16 protein-coding genes are annotated in these 17,923 nt (G+C 63.4%); 10 read left to right on the plus strand and 6 right to left on the minus strand.

Annotated elements, in window-relative coordinates; genetic code table 11:
• Positions 1-23: 23 nt before the first annotated feature.
• Both ACNFCJ_RS09630 and ACNFCJ_RS09635 read left to right on the plus strand, forming a co-directional pair.
• Positions 24-188, plus strand: coding sequence for a hypothetical protein (locus ACNFCJ_RS09630; RefSeq protein WP_178096055.1), 165 nt, complete (start codon positions 24-26; stop codon positions 186-188).
• Between the two features lie 25 nt (positions 189-213).
• Entirely contained in the window at positions 214-660 is a 447-nt protein-coding gene (locus tag ACNFCJ_RS09635; protein ID WP_416771012.1) for a hypothetical protein, read from the plus strand.
• A gap of 234 nt (positions 661-894) precedes the next feature.
• Here ACNFCJ_RS09635 and ACNFCJ_RS09640 read toward each other — a convergent pair whose 3' ends face one another.
• Positions 895-1,809: a DMT family transporter gene (locus tag ACNFCJ_RS09640; RefSeq protein ID WP_316913742.1), complete on the minus strand. Its 915-nt coding sequence runs from the start codon at positions 1,807-1,809 to the stop codon at positions 895-897.
• 296 nt (positions 1,810-2,105) lie between these two features.
• Complete coding sequence (locus ACNFCJ_RS09645) at positions 2,106-4,031, minus strand: bifunctional metallophosphatase/5'-nucleotidase (RefSeq protein WP_416771014.1); 1,926 nt, start codon at positions 4,029-4,031, stop codon at positions 2,106-2,108.
• Between the two features lie 173 nt (positions 4,032-4,204).
• Here ACNFCJ_RS09645 and ACNFCJ_RS09650 point away from each other — a divergent pair, with 173 nt between their 5' ends.
• Complete coding sequence (locus ACNFCJ_RS09650) at positions 4,205-4,369, plus strand: hypothetical protein (RefSeq protein ID WP_416771016.1); 165 nt, start codon at positions 4,205-4,207, stop codon at positions 4,367-4,369.
• A gap of 103 nt (positions 4,370-4,472) precedes the next feature.
• Here the strand turns inward: ACNFCJ_RS09650 and moaE are convergent, their stop codons facing one another.
• The 4 genes from moaE to ACNFCJ_RS09670 all read right to left on the minus strand — a co-directional run bounded on the left by moaE (position 4,473) and on the right by ACNFCJ_RS09670 (position 7,500).
• Positions 4,473-4,928 carry a molybdopterin synthase catalytic subunit MoaE gene (moaE, locus tag ACNFCJ_RS09655; RefSeq protein WP_416771017.1) on the minus strand — a complete coding sequence of 152 codons (456 nt, stop codon included), beginning with the start codon at positions 4,926-4,928 and terminating at the stop codon, positions 4,473-4,475.
• A gap of 85 nt (positions 4,929-5,013) precedes the next feature.
• Positions 5,014-5,256 (minus strand): MoaD/ThiS family protein, encoded by a 243-nt coding sequence (locus ACNFCJ_RS09660; protein ID WP_099522377.1) that lies wholly within the window; start codon positions 5,254-5,256, stop codon positions 5,014-5,016.
• Entirely contained in the window at positions 5,253-5,729 is a 477-nt protein-coding gene (gene moaC, locus ACNFCJ_RS09665; RefSeq protein WP_416771018.1) for a cyclic pyranopterin monophosphate synthase MoaC, read from the minus strand. The genes ACNFCJ_RS09660 and moaC overlap by 4 nt, the downstream gene beginning before the upstream one ends.
• Before the next feature lie 379 nt (positions 5,730-6,108).
• The gene (locus tag ACNFCJ_RS09670; RefSeq protein ID WP_416771019.1) at positions 6,109-7,500 is read right to left on the minus strand and encodes a PhoH family protein; all 1,392 of its coding nucleotides are present in this window, start codon (positions 7,498-7,500) and stop codon (positions 6,109-6,111) included.
• Positions 7,501-7,993: 493 nt separating this feature from the next.
• On the opposite strand from ACNFCJ_RS09670, the gene yaaA reads away from it, so the two are divergent.
• The 7 genes from yaaA to algG all read left to right on the plus strand — a co-directional run bounded on the left by yaaA (position 7,994) and on the right by algG (position 17,914).
• Complete coding sequence (yaaA, locus tag ACNFCJ_RS09675) at positions 7,994-8,773, plus strand: peroxide stress protein YaaA (protein ID WP_013714222.1); 780 nt, start codon at positions 7,994-7,996, stop codon at positions 8,771-8,773.
• Positions 8,774-9,491: 718 nt separating this feature from the next.
• A complete protein-coding gene (gene algD / locus ACNFCJ_RS09680) occupies positions 9,492-10,802 on the plus strand; it encodes a GDP-mannose 6-dehydrogenase (RefSeq protein ID WP_416771021.1) in 1,311 nt (436 codons plus the stop codon).
• A 50-nt stretch (positions 10,803-10,852) separates the two neighbouring features.
• Positions 10,853-12,334, plus strand: a complete 1,482-nt coding sequence (alg8, locus tag ACNFCJ_RS09685) for a mannuronan synthase (RefSeq protein ID WP_416771022.1) — start codon at positions 10,853-10,855, stop codon at positions 12,332-12,334.
• A 26-nt stretch (positions 12,335-12,360) separates the two neighbouring features.
• The gene (locus ACNFCJ_RS09690; RefSeq protein ID WP_416771023.1) at positions 12,361-13,524 is read left to right on the plus strand and encodes a PilZ domain-containing protein; all 1,164 of its coding nucleotides are present in this window, start codon (positions 12,361-12,363) and stop codon (positions 13,522-13,524) included.
• 12 nt (positions 13,525-13,536) lie between these two features.
• Positions 13,537-14,913, plus strand: coding sequence for an alginate biosynthesis TPR repeat lipoprotein AlgK (algK, locus tag ACNFCJ_RS09695; protein ID WP_416771024.1), 1,377 nt, complete (start codon positions 13,537-13,539; stop codon positions 14,911-14,913).
• A gap of 14 nt (positions 14,914-14,927) precedes the next feature.
• Entirely contained in the window at positions 14,928-16,367 is a 1,440-nt protein-coding gene (locus tag ACNFCJ_RS09700) for an alginate export family protein (protein WP_416771025.1), read from the plus strand.
• An 11-nt stretch (positions 16,368-16,378) separates the two neighbouring features.
• Positions 16,379-17,914 (plus strand): mannuronan 5-epimerase AlgG, encoded by a 1,536-nt coding sequence (gene algG, locus ACNFCJ_RS09705; protein WP_115299201.1) that lies wholly within the window; start codon positions 16,379-16,381, stop codon positions 17,912-17,914.
• The last annotated feature ends 9 nt before the right edge of the window (positions 17,915-17,923 follow it).

Genomic DNA, 17,923 nt, shown 5'->3' on the forward strand with positions numbered 1-17,923 from the left:
TTGTTTACCCAGCGAGCCCTGTCATGACGCCCATCCAGAATATCGGCCTGGCGCTATTCGTTGTGCTTTCCATCGGTTTCGCTATCGGCCACAAGACCGAATGCAGCGATGGCCGCGTGGTTGAAACCTATCTTGCCAAAGGGTTGGCTTCGCAGTTGCTGGGGCATGATCTTTGCCAGCAACCCTGAACAACCGTCACTAAGGAATGATGTGATGAAACAGTTCGCCTTGCTTGTCAGCCTTGGCCTTCTCGGCGCTTGCGCCAATCTGGGTTCGCAGCCACCGGTGCCGGTCACTTCGCCCGTGGTGCAGGCCTTTCGCGATATCTGCCTGCAGACGGCGCCGAGCTTTGCCGAGGCGCATCGCGTGGCGCGGCAGCATGGCGTTACCGAGATGACCGACATGGGCTTCGCCACCATCGGCTTCAATGCGGACAAGAGCCTGAGCATTCAGGTGAAGGTCAGCCATGAATGCGTGGTGACCAGTGAGGCGCAAGAGGATGACAGCCTGACTCGCCAGTTGCTCAGCGCCGCGGCGATCAACGCCGGCACCACGGTGCCGCGCAAGGTGCCGGTGAAGCTGATGATCGCCGGGCAGCCGTTCATCCTGATGCACGATCGCGAAGGCGGTGAAGCCTTCGTGATGCTGAAGCCGGAATGAGGGGATCGCCGTAGGGCGGATGACGCCTTTTTCATCCGCCGCCGCTGAAAGGTGGATCGGTGAAGCGTGATCCACCGCGGCTGCCATCCTCTCCCCAGAGCCGCGTTTGGCGGGGTGGCCGGCAGACTTACGGCGTTTTCAGCCCTCTCCCCCAACCCCTCTCCCATAAATGGGAGAGGGGAGCAAAGCGCGCAGGACCTTATGTGAACAGCGTTTCGCTAATCGGGGGTATTTTCAGGCGCTTTTGCCTGGCCGCGTGGCCAGCAGCAGGCCGCCGAAGATCATCGCGGCGCCCAGCCAGTGGTAGACCTGAAGGCTCTCGTTCAACAGCACCCAGCCCAGCAATGCGGTGAATACCGGCATGACGTAGTTGGTCAGCGCCGCCTTGGCCGCACCGATCACGCGGATACCGTGGTTCCAGGCCAGGTAGGCCAGCAACGAAGCGAACACCGCGGTGTAGGTGATGGCCGAGAGGTTGGCGACGTTGAACGCCAGGTGCGCGCCCTGGCTCAGCTCGTAGAGGTAGAACGGCAGGATCAGCGGCACGCCGAGCAGGATGAATGCCCCCAGCAGCGCCAGCGGTGGAATCGGCTGCAGATATGCCGCCCAGCGCCGCAGTAGCAGCGAATACAACGCCCAGTCGACCACGGCCAGCAGCATGATCAGGTCACCCTGATTGAACGACAGGCTGGCCAGGCGGCTCCATTGCCCCTGGCTGATCAACACCGCCAGCCCTGCGACGGCCACCAGCATGCCCCACCAGGCACGGCGCGCCGGCCATTCGTTGAGCAATAGCCCGGCGCCGATGAAGGTCACCAGCGGCAGGCAGGTGTTGACCAGCGAGATGTTGATCGCCGCCGTGGTCTGCGCAGCGCAGTAGAGCAGCGAGTTGTAGCCGGCGATGCCCAGCGCCCCGAGCACCAGCAGGCGCCAGCCTGCATGACGGAGGGCTGCGCGGTGACGCCACAGCGGCACGGCAACGAAGGGCAGCAGCAATGCCAACGCCAGACACCAGCGCCAGAACGACAGGGTGAACGGCGCGATTTCACCGGCGAAGGCGCGCGCCACCAGGGCGTTACCGGACCAGCAAAGGTTGGCCAGCAGCAGGCCGAACAGCGCCAGCGGGCGCGAATGATTGAGTGTGTTCATAAGGCGAGCACCGCACCAGTGGCGCGGCCTTTATCCGGGCGAGGGTTGGACGGTTGAGCACGGTCACCGAGCAGGCAGTGCTGAGCGATCATTGCGTAGCTTCCGAATCAGGCGGCTTTGCACCATACGGAGGCACGCAAGGCTTGGCAAGGTGGCGAACCTGGGGTGCGCTACCTTGCCAAGCCAACGGAGTCATGACGTTCAGGCCGGCGCGCCCGAAAACTATGGGCGCGTTGTGCGAGCTTGAAGGCCGAGTAGCGCGTCGTTCCCGGTACGCGCGGCGCCCCCTAGGGTCGTCAACGCTGACTGCGGCGGCGGCGCAGGGGGCGGCTCAGCAGCCAGAGAATCAGCAGCACGCAGGCCAGAATCACGGCACTGGCGCCCCATTGCATCGGCCCGGCCAGGCGGAACATATCGGCCGGATGCAGGCTCGGCGCGCGGATCATGCGCGCTTCGGCTGCCGCGCCGGTGGTGGGAATGTCGGCTAGGCCGTCACCGTCGAGATCCGGCAGGCTACGGATATGGTCGAGCAACACCTGCCATTCCTTGAGTTCTTGCACGCCTTCTTTATCCGGGTCCTGGTCGACGATGGCGTCTTCGATACGCGGCAATGGGCGGCCCTCGGCGTCCTTGGGGATGACGTCGAGCAGGCCCTTGGTCAACTCCGGTACCAGCCAGGTGAAACTGCCGACGTAGCTGGTGGCGCCGATGCTGTAGAGACGCGTGTCGTCGAGATCCAGATCACGATAGCCGTTGACCGCATCACCGATCTCGATGCGGCTGACGCGGTCGAACGGCACGCGCCATGGGTTGTAGGTAAAACGCACGCCGGAAACGCGGGGGTAATAGCTCTGGCTGTCACGCAGTTGATAGGCGAGTAGCAGCACTTCCAGCAGCGACTTGATTTCGCGCGCGCTGACGTAGGCCTTGATCATCGGGTAGCCGGGCTCGTCGTCGAACTCGCCGATGCCCAGCGGGGCGATGCGAAACAGGTCGGAGACGTCCTGCACGCCGTTGCGGCCCTTGAGCAGGTCATCGCGGATGGTGCCATTGCCGGTGAATGCCAGGTCGGCATCGACTGCATGACGCAGCGCATCGGTCACCAGGTTAGCCAGGGTTTGATCGGTGAAATCACGGCCCAGGCTCTGGTCGACCTTGGCCAGCGGCTGGTCGAAGCGATAGCCCTTGGGCGTGAGCATGCGCTCGCTGACTACCTGCTTGAAGTCTTCGATCTTGGCGGTGATGGCAGCGTCGCCGGCGATGCTGTCGTTGACCGGATGCAGGCGGTAGTCACGCACACGCGGCACACCGTCATCGCCAAGGGTCATGCGCAGTTCGCCGAGGTACTGGATTTCCGAGCCGGCCTGCACCACCGGGGTGTGGCCGTTGACCAGCACCGGCTGCGGCAGAGCCACGTGCGAGTGGCCGCCGACAACGATATCGATGCCCGGCACCTGCTCGACCAGCTCCACTTCCTCGCCGCGCCAGCTGCCATCGGCCTGCTGGGTAACGCCCATGTGCGACAGCAGGATGACCACCTCGGCGCCCTCCTCGCGCAGCTTGGCCACGGTTTCCCTGGCGATGGCAACCGGGTCGGCGAAGGTCAGCGGCTTGATCATCGGGCTGACGGCCACGGCATCGTTGCCGAGCAGGCCAAACAGGCCAAAGCGGATGCCACCGCGCTCGATCAGCTTGTACGGCAGGATGCGCCCGGCGTCGGCGTGTGCCTGGAGGCTGTCATCAGCCTTGCTGGTCGGATCGAAACTCATGTTGCTCGACAGCAGCGGCACCAGCGCGTCGCCCTTGGCCTTGTGCGCGGCGCTGACCATCGCGGCGAGCCCGGCCGGGCGGAAGTCGAATTCGTGGTTACCGATTACTGCCGCGTCGTAGCCCAGCTCACTCATCAGGCGCAGTTCGCTGCCCATCTCGCGGGCGATGGTGTGAAACAGCGTACCCATGGTGAAGTCGCCGCCGTCGAGCAGCAGCAGAGGCTCTTCGCCGGCTGCCGCGCGGCGCTCGTTCAACAAGGTTGCCAGGCGCGCGACGCCGCCAACGGTGTCGTCATCGTTCACCGTCGCCGGGGTGTATTCGTTGTTGGGGCCGAAACCGAGCAGGCGCGACTGCCAGTCGTTGCTGTGCAGGATGGTGAAACTGCGCTCGGCAGCGGCCAGCGACGTGGCGGCCAGCAGGCCGGCGAGCAGGAGTGAGGAGAACAGGCGCATGGACGATCCTTGACGATGACTGCGCACAGTATGGAGCAGGCCCTGACGCCAGACAGCGACCAATCGAGACGCCCTTTGTCGCCAATCGAGTCAGGCATTCATTGCCCCAGGTCAGCCCCCAAGCCAGACGGTGGGACTAAGCTGTAATTAGGACTGCAACGTGGAGAAGCGCCATGGGCCACTATCACCTAATGCTGATGCTGCTGATCGGTGGCTTTCTGCTGTTGGGCGTCGGCTTCAACTTCCGCGAGCACGAATGGGGCGTACGCGTGCTGGGTTTGGGCGTATTGCTGATGCTGGTACCGATTGCGTTGCGGGTGCACCTGGCGCTGGCGTAGAGCTCAGGGCACCGTAGGGTGCGCCATGCGCACCGAGCGATGTTGATGATGTCGCTGTCTATTCGAGCGCGGTGTAGCGAAGGGTCGGTGCGCGCGGCGCACCCTACGGGCGCTGCCAACGCTCGGCGGCGCTCTGGTCGCTGCAGCGGCCTTCGACCCAGCGCGGGCCTTGGCTGGTGTCTTCCTTCTTCCAGAACGGCGCGCGGGTCTTCAGGTAATCCATGATGAAATTGCAGGCATCGAACGACGCCTGGCGGTGGGCGCTGCTGGTGCCGACGAAGACGATAGGTTCTCCCGGCTCCAGGCGACCGATGCGGTGGATGATCTCGATGCCCAGCAGCGGCCAGCGCTCGCGCGCCTCATCGGCGATCTTGCCCAGAGCCTTTTCGGTCATGCCGGGGAAGTGCTCGAGGAACATGCCACCGACTTCGCGGCCATCATTGAAATCGCGCACATAGCCGACGAAGGTGACCACCGCGCCGATGCCAAGGTTGGCGGCATGCAGGGCGTTGAGCTCGTTGCCGGGGTCGAAGGGTTGGGCTTGGACGCGGATGGTCATGAGGATCTCGTTTGCAAAGGACGCTGGTCAAGAGCAGGCGGCTTGGAGAGATTGGTGGGCTGAAGCCCACCCTACGGTACCTGCGTCAACCGCCGGTAACGGTGGGGAAGAAGGCGACTTCATCGCCTTCGGTCAGCGGCTCGTCGAGGCTGCACAGTTCCTGGTTACGCGCGCACATCAGGTTCTGCTCACCCAGCACTTCCCATTCGCCGCCACGGGCCACCAGGTGCAAGCGCACGTCGTCGAGGGTGGCGAAGTCGCCGCTGAGCTGTTCATCGTCACGGCCCAGGGCTTCACGGTAGCGGGCGAAGTATTGCACGCGGATCATGCTTGTTCCTCCAGCTTGTAGTGACCGCTCTTGCCACCGAGCTTTTCCAGCAGGCGCACCTGCTCGATGACCATGCCGCGATCCACGGCCTTGCACATGTCATAGATGGTCAGCGCGGCGACGCTGGCGGCAGTCAGTGCTTCCATCTCGACACCGGTTTGCCCGGACAGTTTGCAACGGGCAGTGATATGCACGCAGTCGTCGCCTTCGGCGCGCAGCTCGACCTTGACCCCGGTGAGCATCAGCGGGTGGCAAAGGGGGATCAGGTCGCTGGTTTTCTTCGCGGCCTGGATGCCGGCGATACGTGCCACGGCGAATACGTCGCCCTTGGGGTGCTCACCGGCAACGATCATCTGCAGGGTGCTGGGTAGCATGCGCACGCGCGCTTCTGCGGTGGCTTCGCGGAAGGTGGTCGCCTTGTCGGTGACATCGACCATATGCGCGCGGCCTTGGGAATCGAGGTGGGTCAGCACGGGAAAACTCCTGGCGGGAATCGGCCGATTGTAAACCTGCAGGTCAGGATTTGCAGTCCTCTTGTAGGTCGGATGAAATCCTGCAGCCGAGCGGCCCGGACTGCAGCCGAGCTACGAACCCTCTCCCCCAGCCCCCGCCCTGCGCCCCAGCCCTTCGCAGAGCTCAGGGCGCTTCAGCGGACGAAGCAGTGCTTCGCTATTTCCGCTTACGCCCCGCAAGCGGGAGAGGGGAGCCAAATGCGCGCTTCTGTAGGAGCGGATTTATCCGCGATCATCGCGGCTGAAGCCGCTCCCACGGGGGCCTGCAGAAATTCGTTGATGCAGACTAAAACGCCCCTGCTCTTGCGAGCAGGGGCGCCGGTGTTTAACCGCTTTAGGGTTACATATGGGTTTCCGCGTACTCCGCGAGGATCGAGCGCGGTACGCCTTGCAGGGTGATGTGCACGCCGTGCGGGAAGTCCTTGAAGCGTTCGGTGAGGTAGGTCAGGCCCGAGCTCGGCGCTGACAGGTAAGGGGTGTCGATCTGTGCCAGGTTGCCCAGACAGACCACCTTCGAGCCGCTGCCGGCACGGGTGATGATGGTCTTCATCTGGTGCGGGGTGAGGTTCTGACACTCGTCGATGAGGATTAGGCTCTGCTGGAAGCTGCGCCCGCGGATGTAGTTGAGGGATTTGAACTGCAGCGGCACCTTCTGCAGGATGTAGTCGACGCTGCCGTGGGTGCTCTCGTCCTCCATGTGCAGCGCCTCGAGGTTGTCGGTAATCGCGCCGAGCCAGGGCTCCATCTTCTCCGCCTCGGTGCCGGGCAGAAAGCCGATTTCCTGATCCAGCCCCTGCACGCTGCGGGTAGCGATGATCCTCCGGTATCGCTTGCTGACCATGGTCTGCTCGATGGCCGCGGCCAGCGCCAGGATGGTCTTGCCCGAACCGGCGGCGCCGGACAGATTGACCAGGTGGATGTCCGGGTCGAGCAGTGCGAACAGCGCCAGCGCCTGGTGGATGTCGCGCGGTTTAAGGCCCCAGGCTTCCTGGTGCAGCAGCGGTTCCTGGTGCATGTCGAGGATCACCAGCTCATCGCCCTTGATCGCCTTGATCCAGCCGACGAAGCCCTGCTCATCGAGGATGAACTCGTTGACGTGTACCGCCGGCAAGTTGTCGATCAGCTGCACGCGATGCCAGGTGCGGCCATGGTCCTGGCGGGTATCGACCTTGCTCACGCGGTCCCAGAACGAGCCGGGCATGTCGTGGTAGCCCTTCGACAACAGCGAGACGTCATCGACCAGCTGGTCGGTGTGGTAGTCCTCGGCGTCGATACCGCAGGCGCGCGCCTTCAGGCGCATGTTGATGTCCTTGGTCACCAGCACCACGGACAGCCCGGGGTTACGTGACTTCAGTTCCACCAACTGGTTGATGATCTTGTTGTCGTTGAGGGTTTCCGGCAGCCAGGTGACCGGCGCGGCGCTTTTGCTCATGAGGATGGACAGTCGCCCGCAGGGACCGCTCTTGCCGCGCTGGATAGGTACGCCGTACTCGACGTCCTCGGGTTCGGCACCGGCGAGAATCTGATCGATCAGGCGGATGGCCTGGCGACATTCAGCGGCGACGCCGTGCTTGCCGGACTTCAGCTTGTCGAGTTCCTCCAACACCGTCATCGGGATGGCGACGTGGTGTTCTTCGAAGTTGAGCAAGGCGTTGGGATCGTGAATCAGAACATTGGTGTCGAGGGCGTAGAGGGTTGGAGCGGTGGGCTTGGAGCGTCCGTGGTCATCCATACTCGGTCACCTTCTTGTAGTAGCCAGGCGACGCAATACCAGGGCGGTGCTGCGCCGGACAGAGACCGCCGATTTTTCAGATCGGGGCCGAAAGGGGGCAAGCAAGGTGAGGGCCAATGGCCGCCACCTGTCTGCAGGTTTCGGCGGTCTTGCTTTTTTATTACTCCAATTCACATGACAGAAAAACGTTTTTTTTCTGGCATGCAGTTTTATTTGCACGGGCGACAGATAACGCTTGGCGTGCCGCTGGCGCCCCGTTACAGTCCGAAGTCCTACCTGCTTCAACCCGCTTCGCTTACCGCCCTCACTTGCAGCACGTCGCGCCATTCAGGTGCAGGTAACGCTTCGCCCCTGATCATTGCTGGCAACCGCTTCGCGAGCAGAGCTCGCTCCTACAACAGCAGCGCCTCGGTTCCTCTCAATCACCGCGATAGGTGGTCTTGCCGAATCCCGGCCTCTAGAATCGCCATCACGCTTTCTGGAGACCTTGCACATGCTGATGGTGATTTCACCGGCCAAGACCCTCGACTACGAGACCCCGCCCGCCACCCCGCGCTTCACCCAACCCGAACACCTCGACCACGCCCAGGAGCTGATCGAGCAGCTGCGCGACTTCAGCCCGGCGCAGATCGCCGAGCTGATGGGCCTGTCGGACAAGCTCGCCGGCCTCAACGCCGCTCGCTTTGGCAGCTGGGAGCGACCATTCAACCCATCCAACGCCAAGCAGGCACTGCTCGCATTCAAGGGTGACGTCTACACCGGGCTGAATGCCGAGGATTTCTCCGAAGACGATTTCGACTTTGCCCAGGCCCACCTGCGCATGCTGTCGGGCCTGTACGGCGTGCTGCGCCCGCTGGATCTGATGCAGGCGTATCGCCTGGAAATGGGCACCAAGCTGGCCAACGGCCGCGGCAAGGACCTGTACGCCTTCTGGGGTGAGCGCATCAGTGGCTGGCTGAACGAGGCACTGGCCGCCCAAGGCGACGACGTACTGCTCAACCTGGCATCCAACGAATACTTCGGCGCGGTCAAGCGCAAGGCGTTGAACGCGCGCATCATCGATACTGAGTTCAAGGACCTGAAGAACGGCCAGTACAAGATCATCAGCTTCTATGCCAAGAAGGCCCGTGGCCTGATGGCGCGCTACGTGATCAAGGAACGCCTGAGCAACCCCGAAGGCCTGAAGGATTTCAACTATCAGGGCTACCGTTACTCGGCCGAGCATTCCAAGTCGGATAGCCTGGTTTTCCTGCGCGACCAACCGCAGGACTGATCGCCAAACCGATCGAACCCATGCACCGCTCATCGGTTACTGCATGGGTTCGACCGCTGCACTGAACGACACCCTACCTCCCTTTTCCGCATCCCACCTGTCGCCTCCCTACGCGCCGAGCGCTGCGCCTGGCAAAAATTCCCTCGTCGTTGCGTTTGATTCTCAAAAACCTGCTTGACATCACATTTTCAGCGCGATCGCACTTCCTGCAGAACTTATTACGTCACTTAGTTATCGGATAGTTTCGCGTTAGTTAACTCGCCGAGTGCCATCATGCATTTTGCAACTTGCCACTATATTGCGATCAAATTAGCCGTTCAGCTCCGGCTCAGCTTCAGGACGAACGGTAGGAACTATCCGAAAGTGCCGCCACTCATACAGCCCGTAACACATTTCAATACATAACTTTCCGTCAACTTAACCTGCCTGATAGCGGATTGACTTCCGCCAGACAGCTTCGCCCAGAGAAAAGTTGGTGTAGTTCAAAGGGAGACCCAGACAACCTGCAAGAGTACCGAAACAGAGGCCTCGCACGAGGTTAAAGCGACAACATCAAAGGGCCACCTTATATATAAAGGCCCGCACTCGGTGCCAATTCAGGCACCACTCTCTACTCATGCCTGAATGAACTTGCTCTTATTTGAAAAGCAAGTTCCCGGACTAGTTTTGGCCAAAAGGCAAGTATTTGAAACTGCATCGAACGGACGAGGTGAATACCATGCGAATCAGTATCTTCGGTTTGGGTTATGTAGGTGCCGTTTGTGCTGGCTGTTTGTCGGCACGCGGTCACGACGTGATTGGCGTGGATATCTCCGCGAACAAGATCGACCTGATCAACAACGGCAAATCGCCCATCGTCGAGCCGGGCCTGGAAGAACTGCTGCAACAGGGCCTGCGTCAGGGCCGCCTGCGCGGCACCACTGACGTCGCCGCTGCCGTTCTGGAGAGCGATGTGTCGTTCATCTGCGTCGGCACGCCGAGCAAGAAGAACGGCGATCTGGAGCTGAACTACATCGAAGGCGTGTGCCGCGAAATCGGCATGGCCATGCGCGACAAGAACGAGCGCCACACCGTGGTGGTACGCAGCACCGTGCTGCCGGGCACTGCCAAGAACGTCGTGCTGCCGATTCTCGAAGACTGCTCGGGCAAGAAGGCCGGCGTCGATTTCGGCCTGGCGGTGAACCCCGAGTTCCTGCGTGAAAGCACCGCGATCAAGGACTACGACTTCCCGCCGATGACCGTCATCGGTGAGCTGGACAAGGCCTCCGGCGACCTGCTGGAAAGCATCTACAGCGAGCTGGACGCGCCGATCATCCGCAAGGACATCGAAGTCGCCGAGATGATCAAGTACACCTGCAACGTCTGGCACGCGGCCAAGGTCACCTTCGCCAACGAGATCGGCAACATCGCCAAGGCAGTCGGCGTCGATGGCCGCGAAGTGATGGACGTGGTCTGCCAGGATCACAAGCTCAACCTCTCCAAGTACTACATGAAGCCCGGCTTCGCCTTCGGCGGTTCCTGCCTGCCCAAGGATGTGCGCGCGCTGAACTACCGCGCCGGTAGCCTGGACGTGGAAGCTCCGCTGATCGGCTCGCTGATGCGCAGCAACGCCGCCCAGGTGCAGAAGGCCTTCGACATCATCGCCAGCCATGACTCGCGCAAGGTCGCCCTGCTCGGCCTGAGCTTCAAGGCCGGTACCGATGACCTGCGCGAAAGCCCACAGGTGGAACTGGCGGAAATGCTCATTGGCAAAGGTTTCGACCTGAGCATCTACGACCGCAACGTCGAGTACGCCCGCGTACACGGCGCCAACAAGGACTACATCGAGTCGAAGATCCCGCACGTATCCTCGCTGCTCAACAGTGACCTGGACGAGGTGGTGGCGAAGGCCGACATCATCGTCCTGGGCAACAGCGACGAGCGTTTCGCCAAGCTGGCCGAGCAGGCGCCGAGCGGCAAGCGGGTGATCGACCTGGTCGGTTTCATGCCCCACGCCAGCAACGGCGTGGCCGAAGGCATCTGCTGGTAAGGCCCGAGCGTACCTGCACGCCCAGCGCGTGCAGGTATGCGGAGACGCAAATGGACAAGCTCAAGAACGGCCTCAACCAAGCCAGTGGCTGGATGCTCTATCTCAGCCTGCTGATGCTCCTGGCGCTGGCGCTGCCGCGGTCTGTGTTCGATCCCGACTCGCGACACTTCCTGCTGCTGATCGGCATCGTCGGCATCTGGCGTTATTCCATGGGTGCCATGCACTTCGTGCGTGGCTGCCTGTTTCTTTACCTGGTGTACCCCTGGTACCGCCGCAAGGTTACAAAACTCGGCAAGGACGCCGACCCCTCTCATGTGTTCCTGCTAGTCACCAGCTTTCGCATCGAGGCACTAACCACTGCCATGGTCTACCGCTCGGTGATTCGCGAAGCCATCGACTGCGGCTACCCGACCACGGTGGTGTGCTCGATCGTCGAGCTCTCCGATGAGCTGCTGATCAAGAACCTCTGGACTCAGGCCGAACCGCCGGCGCACGTTACCCTGGACATCGTGCGCATTCCCGGCACCGGCAAACGTGACGGCCTAGCCCACGGTTTCCGCGCCATTTCCCGGCAGATGCCGGACCGCGATGCGGTGGTGGCGGTGATCGACGGCGACACCGTGCTCGAACCTGAAGTGGTCCGTAAATGCGTGCCCTGGTTCAAGCTCTTCCCCAATGTCGGCGGGCTGACCACCAACGAGTTCTGCGAGGTACGCGGCAGCTACCTGATGAGCGAATGGCACAAGCTGCGCTTCGCCCAGCGCCACCTCAACATGTGCTCGATGGCGCTCTCCAAGCGCGTGCTGACCATGACCGGGCGCATGTCGGTGTTCCGCGCCAGCGTGGTGACCGACCCCGAGTTCATTCGCGATGTCGAAGCCGACCACCTCGAGCACTGGCGCCTGGGTCGTTTCCAGTTCCTCACCGGTGACGACAAGTCCAGCTGGTACAGCCTGATGCGCCTGGGCTACGACACCTTCTACGTGCCGGACGCCGCCATCAACACGGTCGAACACCCGCCGGAGAAGAGCTTCATCAAGGCCAGCCGCAAGCTGATGTTCCGCTGGTACGGCAACAACCTGCGGCAGAACTCGCGCGCCCTGCGTCTGGGCATGAGCCGCCTCGGCGCCTTCACCACCCTGGTGCTGTTCGACCAGCGCGTATCGATGTGGACCTGCCTGCTAGGCCTGTGCGTGGCGATCATCGCCAGCCTCAAGTACAGCGTGATGTATCTGCTGATCTACCTGCTGTGGATCGGCACCACGCGGCTGATCCTGACCCTGCTGCTGATGCTCTCCGGGCATCGCATCGGCCCGGCCTACCCGGCGCTGCTCTATTACAACCAGATCGTCGGGGCCCTGGTGAAGATCTACGTGTTCTTCCGCCTCGACCAACAGTCCTGGACGCGCCAGAACACCAAGCTCAACCGCGGCCTGTCCAGCTTCGCCAACTGGTTCAACAGCTGGTCGTCGCGTGCCATGACTTTCTCTGCTGCCTCCGTCTTCATCGCCGCGCTGCTGGCGCTGGTATGACCCTACTCGAATAGGAATTAGCCACCATGAACTCCGTCGCCAATCACAACGTCGTCCATGAGTCCGAGGCCCAGCGCCAGCACGCCCGTGTCAAGCTGCCAGGCCGTTTGCGCTTCACCAATGCCAAGGGCGAGCGCATCGATGCTCGCCTGCAGGACATCTCTGCCGGCGGCTTCAGCTTCACCAACGAAAAGACCTCGCACAAGGTCGGGGACTTCCATCGCGGCCAACTGCAGTTCCAGCTCGACAGCCTGGTGCTGGGTCTGGACGTCGAGTTCCAGGTCAACTCGGTACAGCCGGAGCACAACCGCATCGGCTGCCAGTTCCACGGCCTCGGCGCACGCGAAGCTGCCGCCCTGCGCCACCTGATCAGCGCCCACCTGGCCGGTGAGCTGGTCAACGTCGGCGAGGTGCTGCACATCCTCCAGCGCGACAACTTCACCAAGGCGCGCAAGAACGGCGCCGGCGGTGGCATGGGCATGTTCGGCCGCCTACGCGCCGTCACCTTCAGCGCCGCGATCTTCGTGATCGGTCTGGCCGCCTTCGGTTACATCGGCAAGTCGATCTACGGCCTGTACTTCGTTACCCACGCCCAGTCGGCGCAGATCAGCCTGCCGGCGCTGCAAGTGACCATGCCGCGTGAAGGCAGCGTACAAGCTCTGGTACAGCCGGATGGCGTGGTGGAAAAAGGCGCGCCGATCGCCACCTTCACCACCAGCATGCTGGAAATGCTCAAGGGCCATCTGGGCGACGACCAGCTCGAGCCGAGCCAGATCGAAGCGCTGTTCGCCCGCGAGATGCAGGGCACCCTGACCAGCCCGTGCAACTGCAAGATCGCCCGCCAGTTGGTGGCCGACGGTCAGTTCGCCAGCAAGGGCGACGTGATCTTCGAACTGGTGCCGCAGGACGGCGTGGCCACCGTCAGCGCCAGCTTCCCCTACCGCCACCTGGAACAGGCACGCCCCGGTACCCCGGTGACCTTCAAGGTGGCCGGCGAAGACCAGGCGCGCCACGGCGAGATCGTCAGCAGCGCGCTGCACGATGGCGGCCTGAGCTCGGACATCCGCGTAGTGATCAAGCCGCAGGACACCCTGCCGGCCGGCCTCGCCGGTCAGCCGGTAGACGTGGTCATCGACCGCGGCCCGTCGCTGGGCTGGCTGGTTGATCGCGCCGTCGCGGCAGGTCGATAAGGAGAAGGTGCCGTGAGCATGCCTCTACTTCGCCCCGCCCTGCTCGGCCTCGCCGTCAGCGCCACGCTGGCCGGCTGTGCCGGCCTGCCGGATGAGCGCCTGGCCCGCGAAGCCCTGCAGAGCGGTGATCAGCAGACGGCCGAATGGCACTTCCGCCAGCTCGCCGAGATGGGCTACAGCGACTCGCAGATCGGCCTGGCCGACATCTACGCCGCCAATGGCCAGAACCAGGACCTGGATGAGGCCGAGCGCATCTATCGCCAGGCCATGGACGGTTCGCCACGCGCCAAGGCGCGTCTGGGCAAGCTGCTGGCGCGCAAGCCCGGCAGCACCCTGGCCGAGCGCCGCGAGGCCGCCGAACTGCTGGAAAGCGCAGCCAAGGCGCGCGAACCCAGCGCGCTGCTGCCGCTGACCGAACTCTACCTGTTCTACCCACAGGACTTTCCCGCCATGAACATCGCGCAACGTATTCAGGACTGGCGCCAGCAGGGTCTGCCGCAGGCGGAACTGGCGCAGATTCTTCTGTATCGCACCGATGGCACCTACGACCAGCATCTGGGCGAGATCGAGCGCATCTGCCAGGCACGCCTGGCCAGCAACGACGCCTGCTACGCCGAGCTGGCCACCGTGTACCAGAAGCAGAATCGCGAAGACGATCGCCAGGCGCTGATCGATCAGCTGCTGGCGGGCTACCGCGCCGGCAGCGTCTCGCCCAACCAGGTCGAGTCCGTAGCCCAGGTGCTCAGCGACCCCGAGCTGGGCCAGCCGCAACCGCAGCTCGCCCAGGACCTGCTGGAAACCATCGCGCCGAACTACCCGGCCGCCTGGGTCAGCCTCGCGCGTTTGCTCTACGACTATCCGGGACAAGGCGATATCGACACCCTGCTCGGCTATCTGCAGAAGGGTCGCGAGGCGGCCCTGCCGCGCGCCGAACTGCTGCTCGGGCGCCTGTACTACGAGGGCAAGCTGCTGCCGCAGCAGCCGAAGAAGGCCGAGGAGCACCTGCGCAAAGCCGCACCCAGCGAGCCCAGCGCCAACTACTACCTGGGGCAGATCTACCTGCGCGGCTACCTCGGCGAGGTTTACGCCCAGCAGGCGCTCGACCATCTGCTCAGCGCCGCCCGCGCCGGCCAGCTCAGCGCTGACTTCGCTCTGGCGCAGATGTTCAGCCAGGGCCGCGGGGTCAAGCCCAACCCGGTCAACGCCTATGTATTCAGCCAACTGGCCCTGCCACGCAATACGCCGCCGACCTTCGAGCTGGCGCATGAGGTGGAAGCGAGCCTGACCCCGGCGCAACTGGCCGAAGGCCAACGCCTGCTGCGCGAGGAACGCGATGCCCGCGGCATCGTCCTGCAGCAGCAGGCCGCCCTGCAGGTCAGCCAGCCATGAACAGGGATGCACGCATGCAGCTAAATCGTATCGTCAGCCAATTGGGGCTGAGCGCCAGCCTGCTGGCAGCCAGCGCTGCCTGGGCGGCGGATGCGCCGAAGAATTTCGGCCTGGATATGAAAATCACCGCGCAATCGGAAGATGACCGCGACCTCGGCACCCGTAGCGGCGGGGATGTCAGCGGTATCGGTCTGGACCTGCGCCCCTGGGCCTACGGCGAGCGCGGCGACTGGAGCGCCTTCGCCATGGGCCAGGCGGTCACCGCCACCGACACCATCGAAACCGACCCGCTGCAGGACGACGGCGAAGACAGCGCACAGCGCAGCGACGCCCGCCAGCCGGACAAGAGCTACCTGGCGATGCGCGAATTCTGGGTCGACTACAGCGGCCTCACCGCCTACCCCGGCGAGCACCTGCGCGTCGGCCGCCAGCGCCTGCGCAGCGATGAAGGCACCTGGTGGGACACCAACATCGAAGCGGTCAACTGGCGCTTCGACACCACCTTGCTGCAAGCCACGGTCGGCGTCGCCGAGCGCTTCTCCGAATACCGCACCGACCTTGACGACCTCGCCCCGGAAGACGAAGACCGTCGCCATTACTTCGCCGGTCTCGACTACCAGTGGACGCCCGGCCATCGCATCGGCGCCAAGCTGCACCACAGCCGCGACGACGGCAGCCTGCCGAACGCCGGCGAGCGCGTCGACGAACTGAGCAAGCGCTACACCGGCGACCTGACCTGGTTCGGCCTGCACGCCGACGGCGGCTTCTTCGAGCGCAACTCGCGCAATCGCCTCAACTACTGGGCGCAGATGACCTGGCTCAAGGGCGACACCGATCAGCTGCAGCAGCAGGTGGTCGGCAGCGAGCGCATCGCCACCGGCTCGCGCAGCCAGGACGTCGACGCCTGGGCCATGGACCTGGGTCTGCGCTACAGCCTCGATGAAAACTGGAAGATCGGCGCCGCCTACGCCCGTGGCAGCGGCGGCGGCAACGACGGCAAGTCGCGCCAGTTCATGCAGACCGGTCTGCAGAGCAACCGCGCCAACTTCACCGGCGTCGAATCGCGCCTGCACCGCTACGGCGAAGCCTTCCGCGGCGAACTGTCGAACCTGCAGGTGGCCAGCGCCTTCAGCTCCTGGCAACTGGGCGAGGACTACGACGCCAGCGTCGTCTATCACCGCTTCTGGCGTGTCGATGGCGACCAGGACGTCGGCGACAGCGGCATCACCGCGCCGTTGGTGGCGGGCGAGAAAGACATCGGCCAGGAAGTCGACCTGGTGCTGACCCGCTACTTCAAGCAGGGCCTGCTGCCGGCCACGGTCGCCGAACAGCTGGATGATCGCTCGGCCCTGGTACGCCTGCGCGCCGGCGTGTTCCTGCCGGGCGACGCATACGGCAGCGGCACCGACTCGGTGATGCACCGCGCCTTCGTCGACTTCATCTGGCGCTTCTGAGGGATCGGATCATGCAACCCAAAGGCTTAGCCCTACCCCTGCTGCTCGGCGCGTTGTGCCTCACGGTACCCCTGGCCCAGGCCAACCCGACGCAGCACCAGTTCGACTACCGCGTGCGCAGTGCACCAGCGGACGAACTGCATATGGAAGCGCCCAAGCTGCCAGACCTGTCCGGCTACACCAAGGAGGCCGTGCTGGCCAAGATTCCGCGTGACAAACGCGGCAAGGTAGTGGTGCGGCGCATGCTGCGCCAGGACGCGCTGAAGGACTTCACCGGCGGCAACGAACGCCTGCGCGAATGGATCAAGCGCCAGCAGGGCATGCCCCAGGCGATCTTCATCGAAGGTGGCCTGGTCACCGCCCAGGATCTGGCCAAGGCGCTGCCCGACAGCCAGTTCGCCGAACAGGAACCTGGCGTGTATCTCGCTCGCCTGCCCATCGTCGTGGCAGAAGGCGCAGCGCTGCATGTCGGCAAGGAAACCCGCGAACTGCGCCTGTCGCAGGAGCGCGGCTCGTTCCTGGTCAACGACGGCCTGATGTTCCTCACCGACACCCGCGTCACCGCCTGGCGCGAGGCCGACAACGGCCCAGCGACCATGCGCGACAACGGCAAGGAATTCCGCCCGTTCCTGGTCTCCTGGGGCGGCAGCGAGCTGTATATCGCGGGCAGCGTGATCACCAGCCTGGGCTACGACAACTCCAAGTCCTACGGGGTGTCGATCACCCAGTACACGCCGAACATGCACGAGCGCCTCAAGCGCGACGAGCCGACCGGCTGGCTGATCGACTCCGAGTTCGTCGACCACTGGTACGGCTTCTACTGCTACGAAGCGCAGAACGTGGTGATCAAGGGCAACACCTACCGCGACAACATCGTCTACGGCATCGACCCGCACGACCGCTCCCACGGCCTGATCATCGCCGAGAACACCGTGTTCGGCACCAAGAAGAAACACGGCATCATCATCTCGCGCGAGGTCAACGACAGCTGGATCATCAACAACGAGAGCTACGACAACAAGCTCTCCGGCGTGGTCATCGACCGTAACAGCGAACGCAACCTGATCGCCTATAACCGCGTGCACGGCAATCACTCCGACGGCATCACCCTGTACGAGAGCGGCGACAACCTGCTGTGGGGCAACCATGTACTGGGCAACCAGCGCCACGGCATTCGCATCCGCAACAGCGAGAACATTCGCCTCTACGACAACGTCTCGGCGATGAACCAGCTCACCGGTGTGTACGGCCACATCAAGGACCTGTCCGACACCGACCGCGACCTGGACCTCGACCCGTTCGATACCAAGATCTCGATGATCATCGTCGGCGGCACCCTGGCCGGCAACGGCTCCAGCCCGATCAACATCGACTCGCCGCTGTCGGTCGAGCTGTACCGCGTGAAGATGCTCGCGCCGCGCAAGAGCAGCGGCATCCAGCTCGCCGGCATCCTCGGCGAGAAACAGGACGAAATCCTTGACCTCATGGTGCGCCAGCGCCTGCCCGTGCTGATCGATCCGATCGAGCCCGAGCCGATGACCAACTGACGAGGCCTC

Origin of the sequence: Pseudomonas sp. NY15364 (assembly GCF_048068235.1) — a bacterium.
Lineage (GTDB): Bacteria > Pseudomonadota > Gammaproteobacteria > Pseudomonadales > Pseudomonadaceae > Aquipseudomonas > Aquipseudomonas mendocina_D.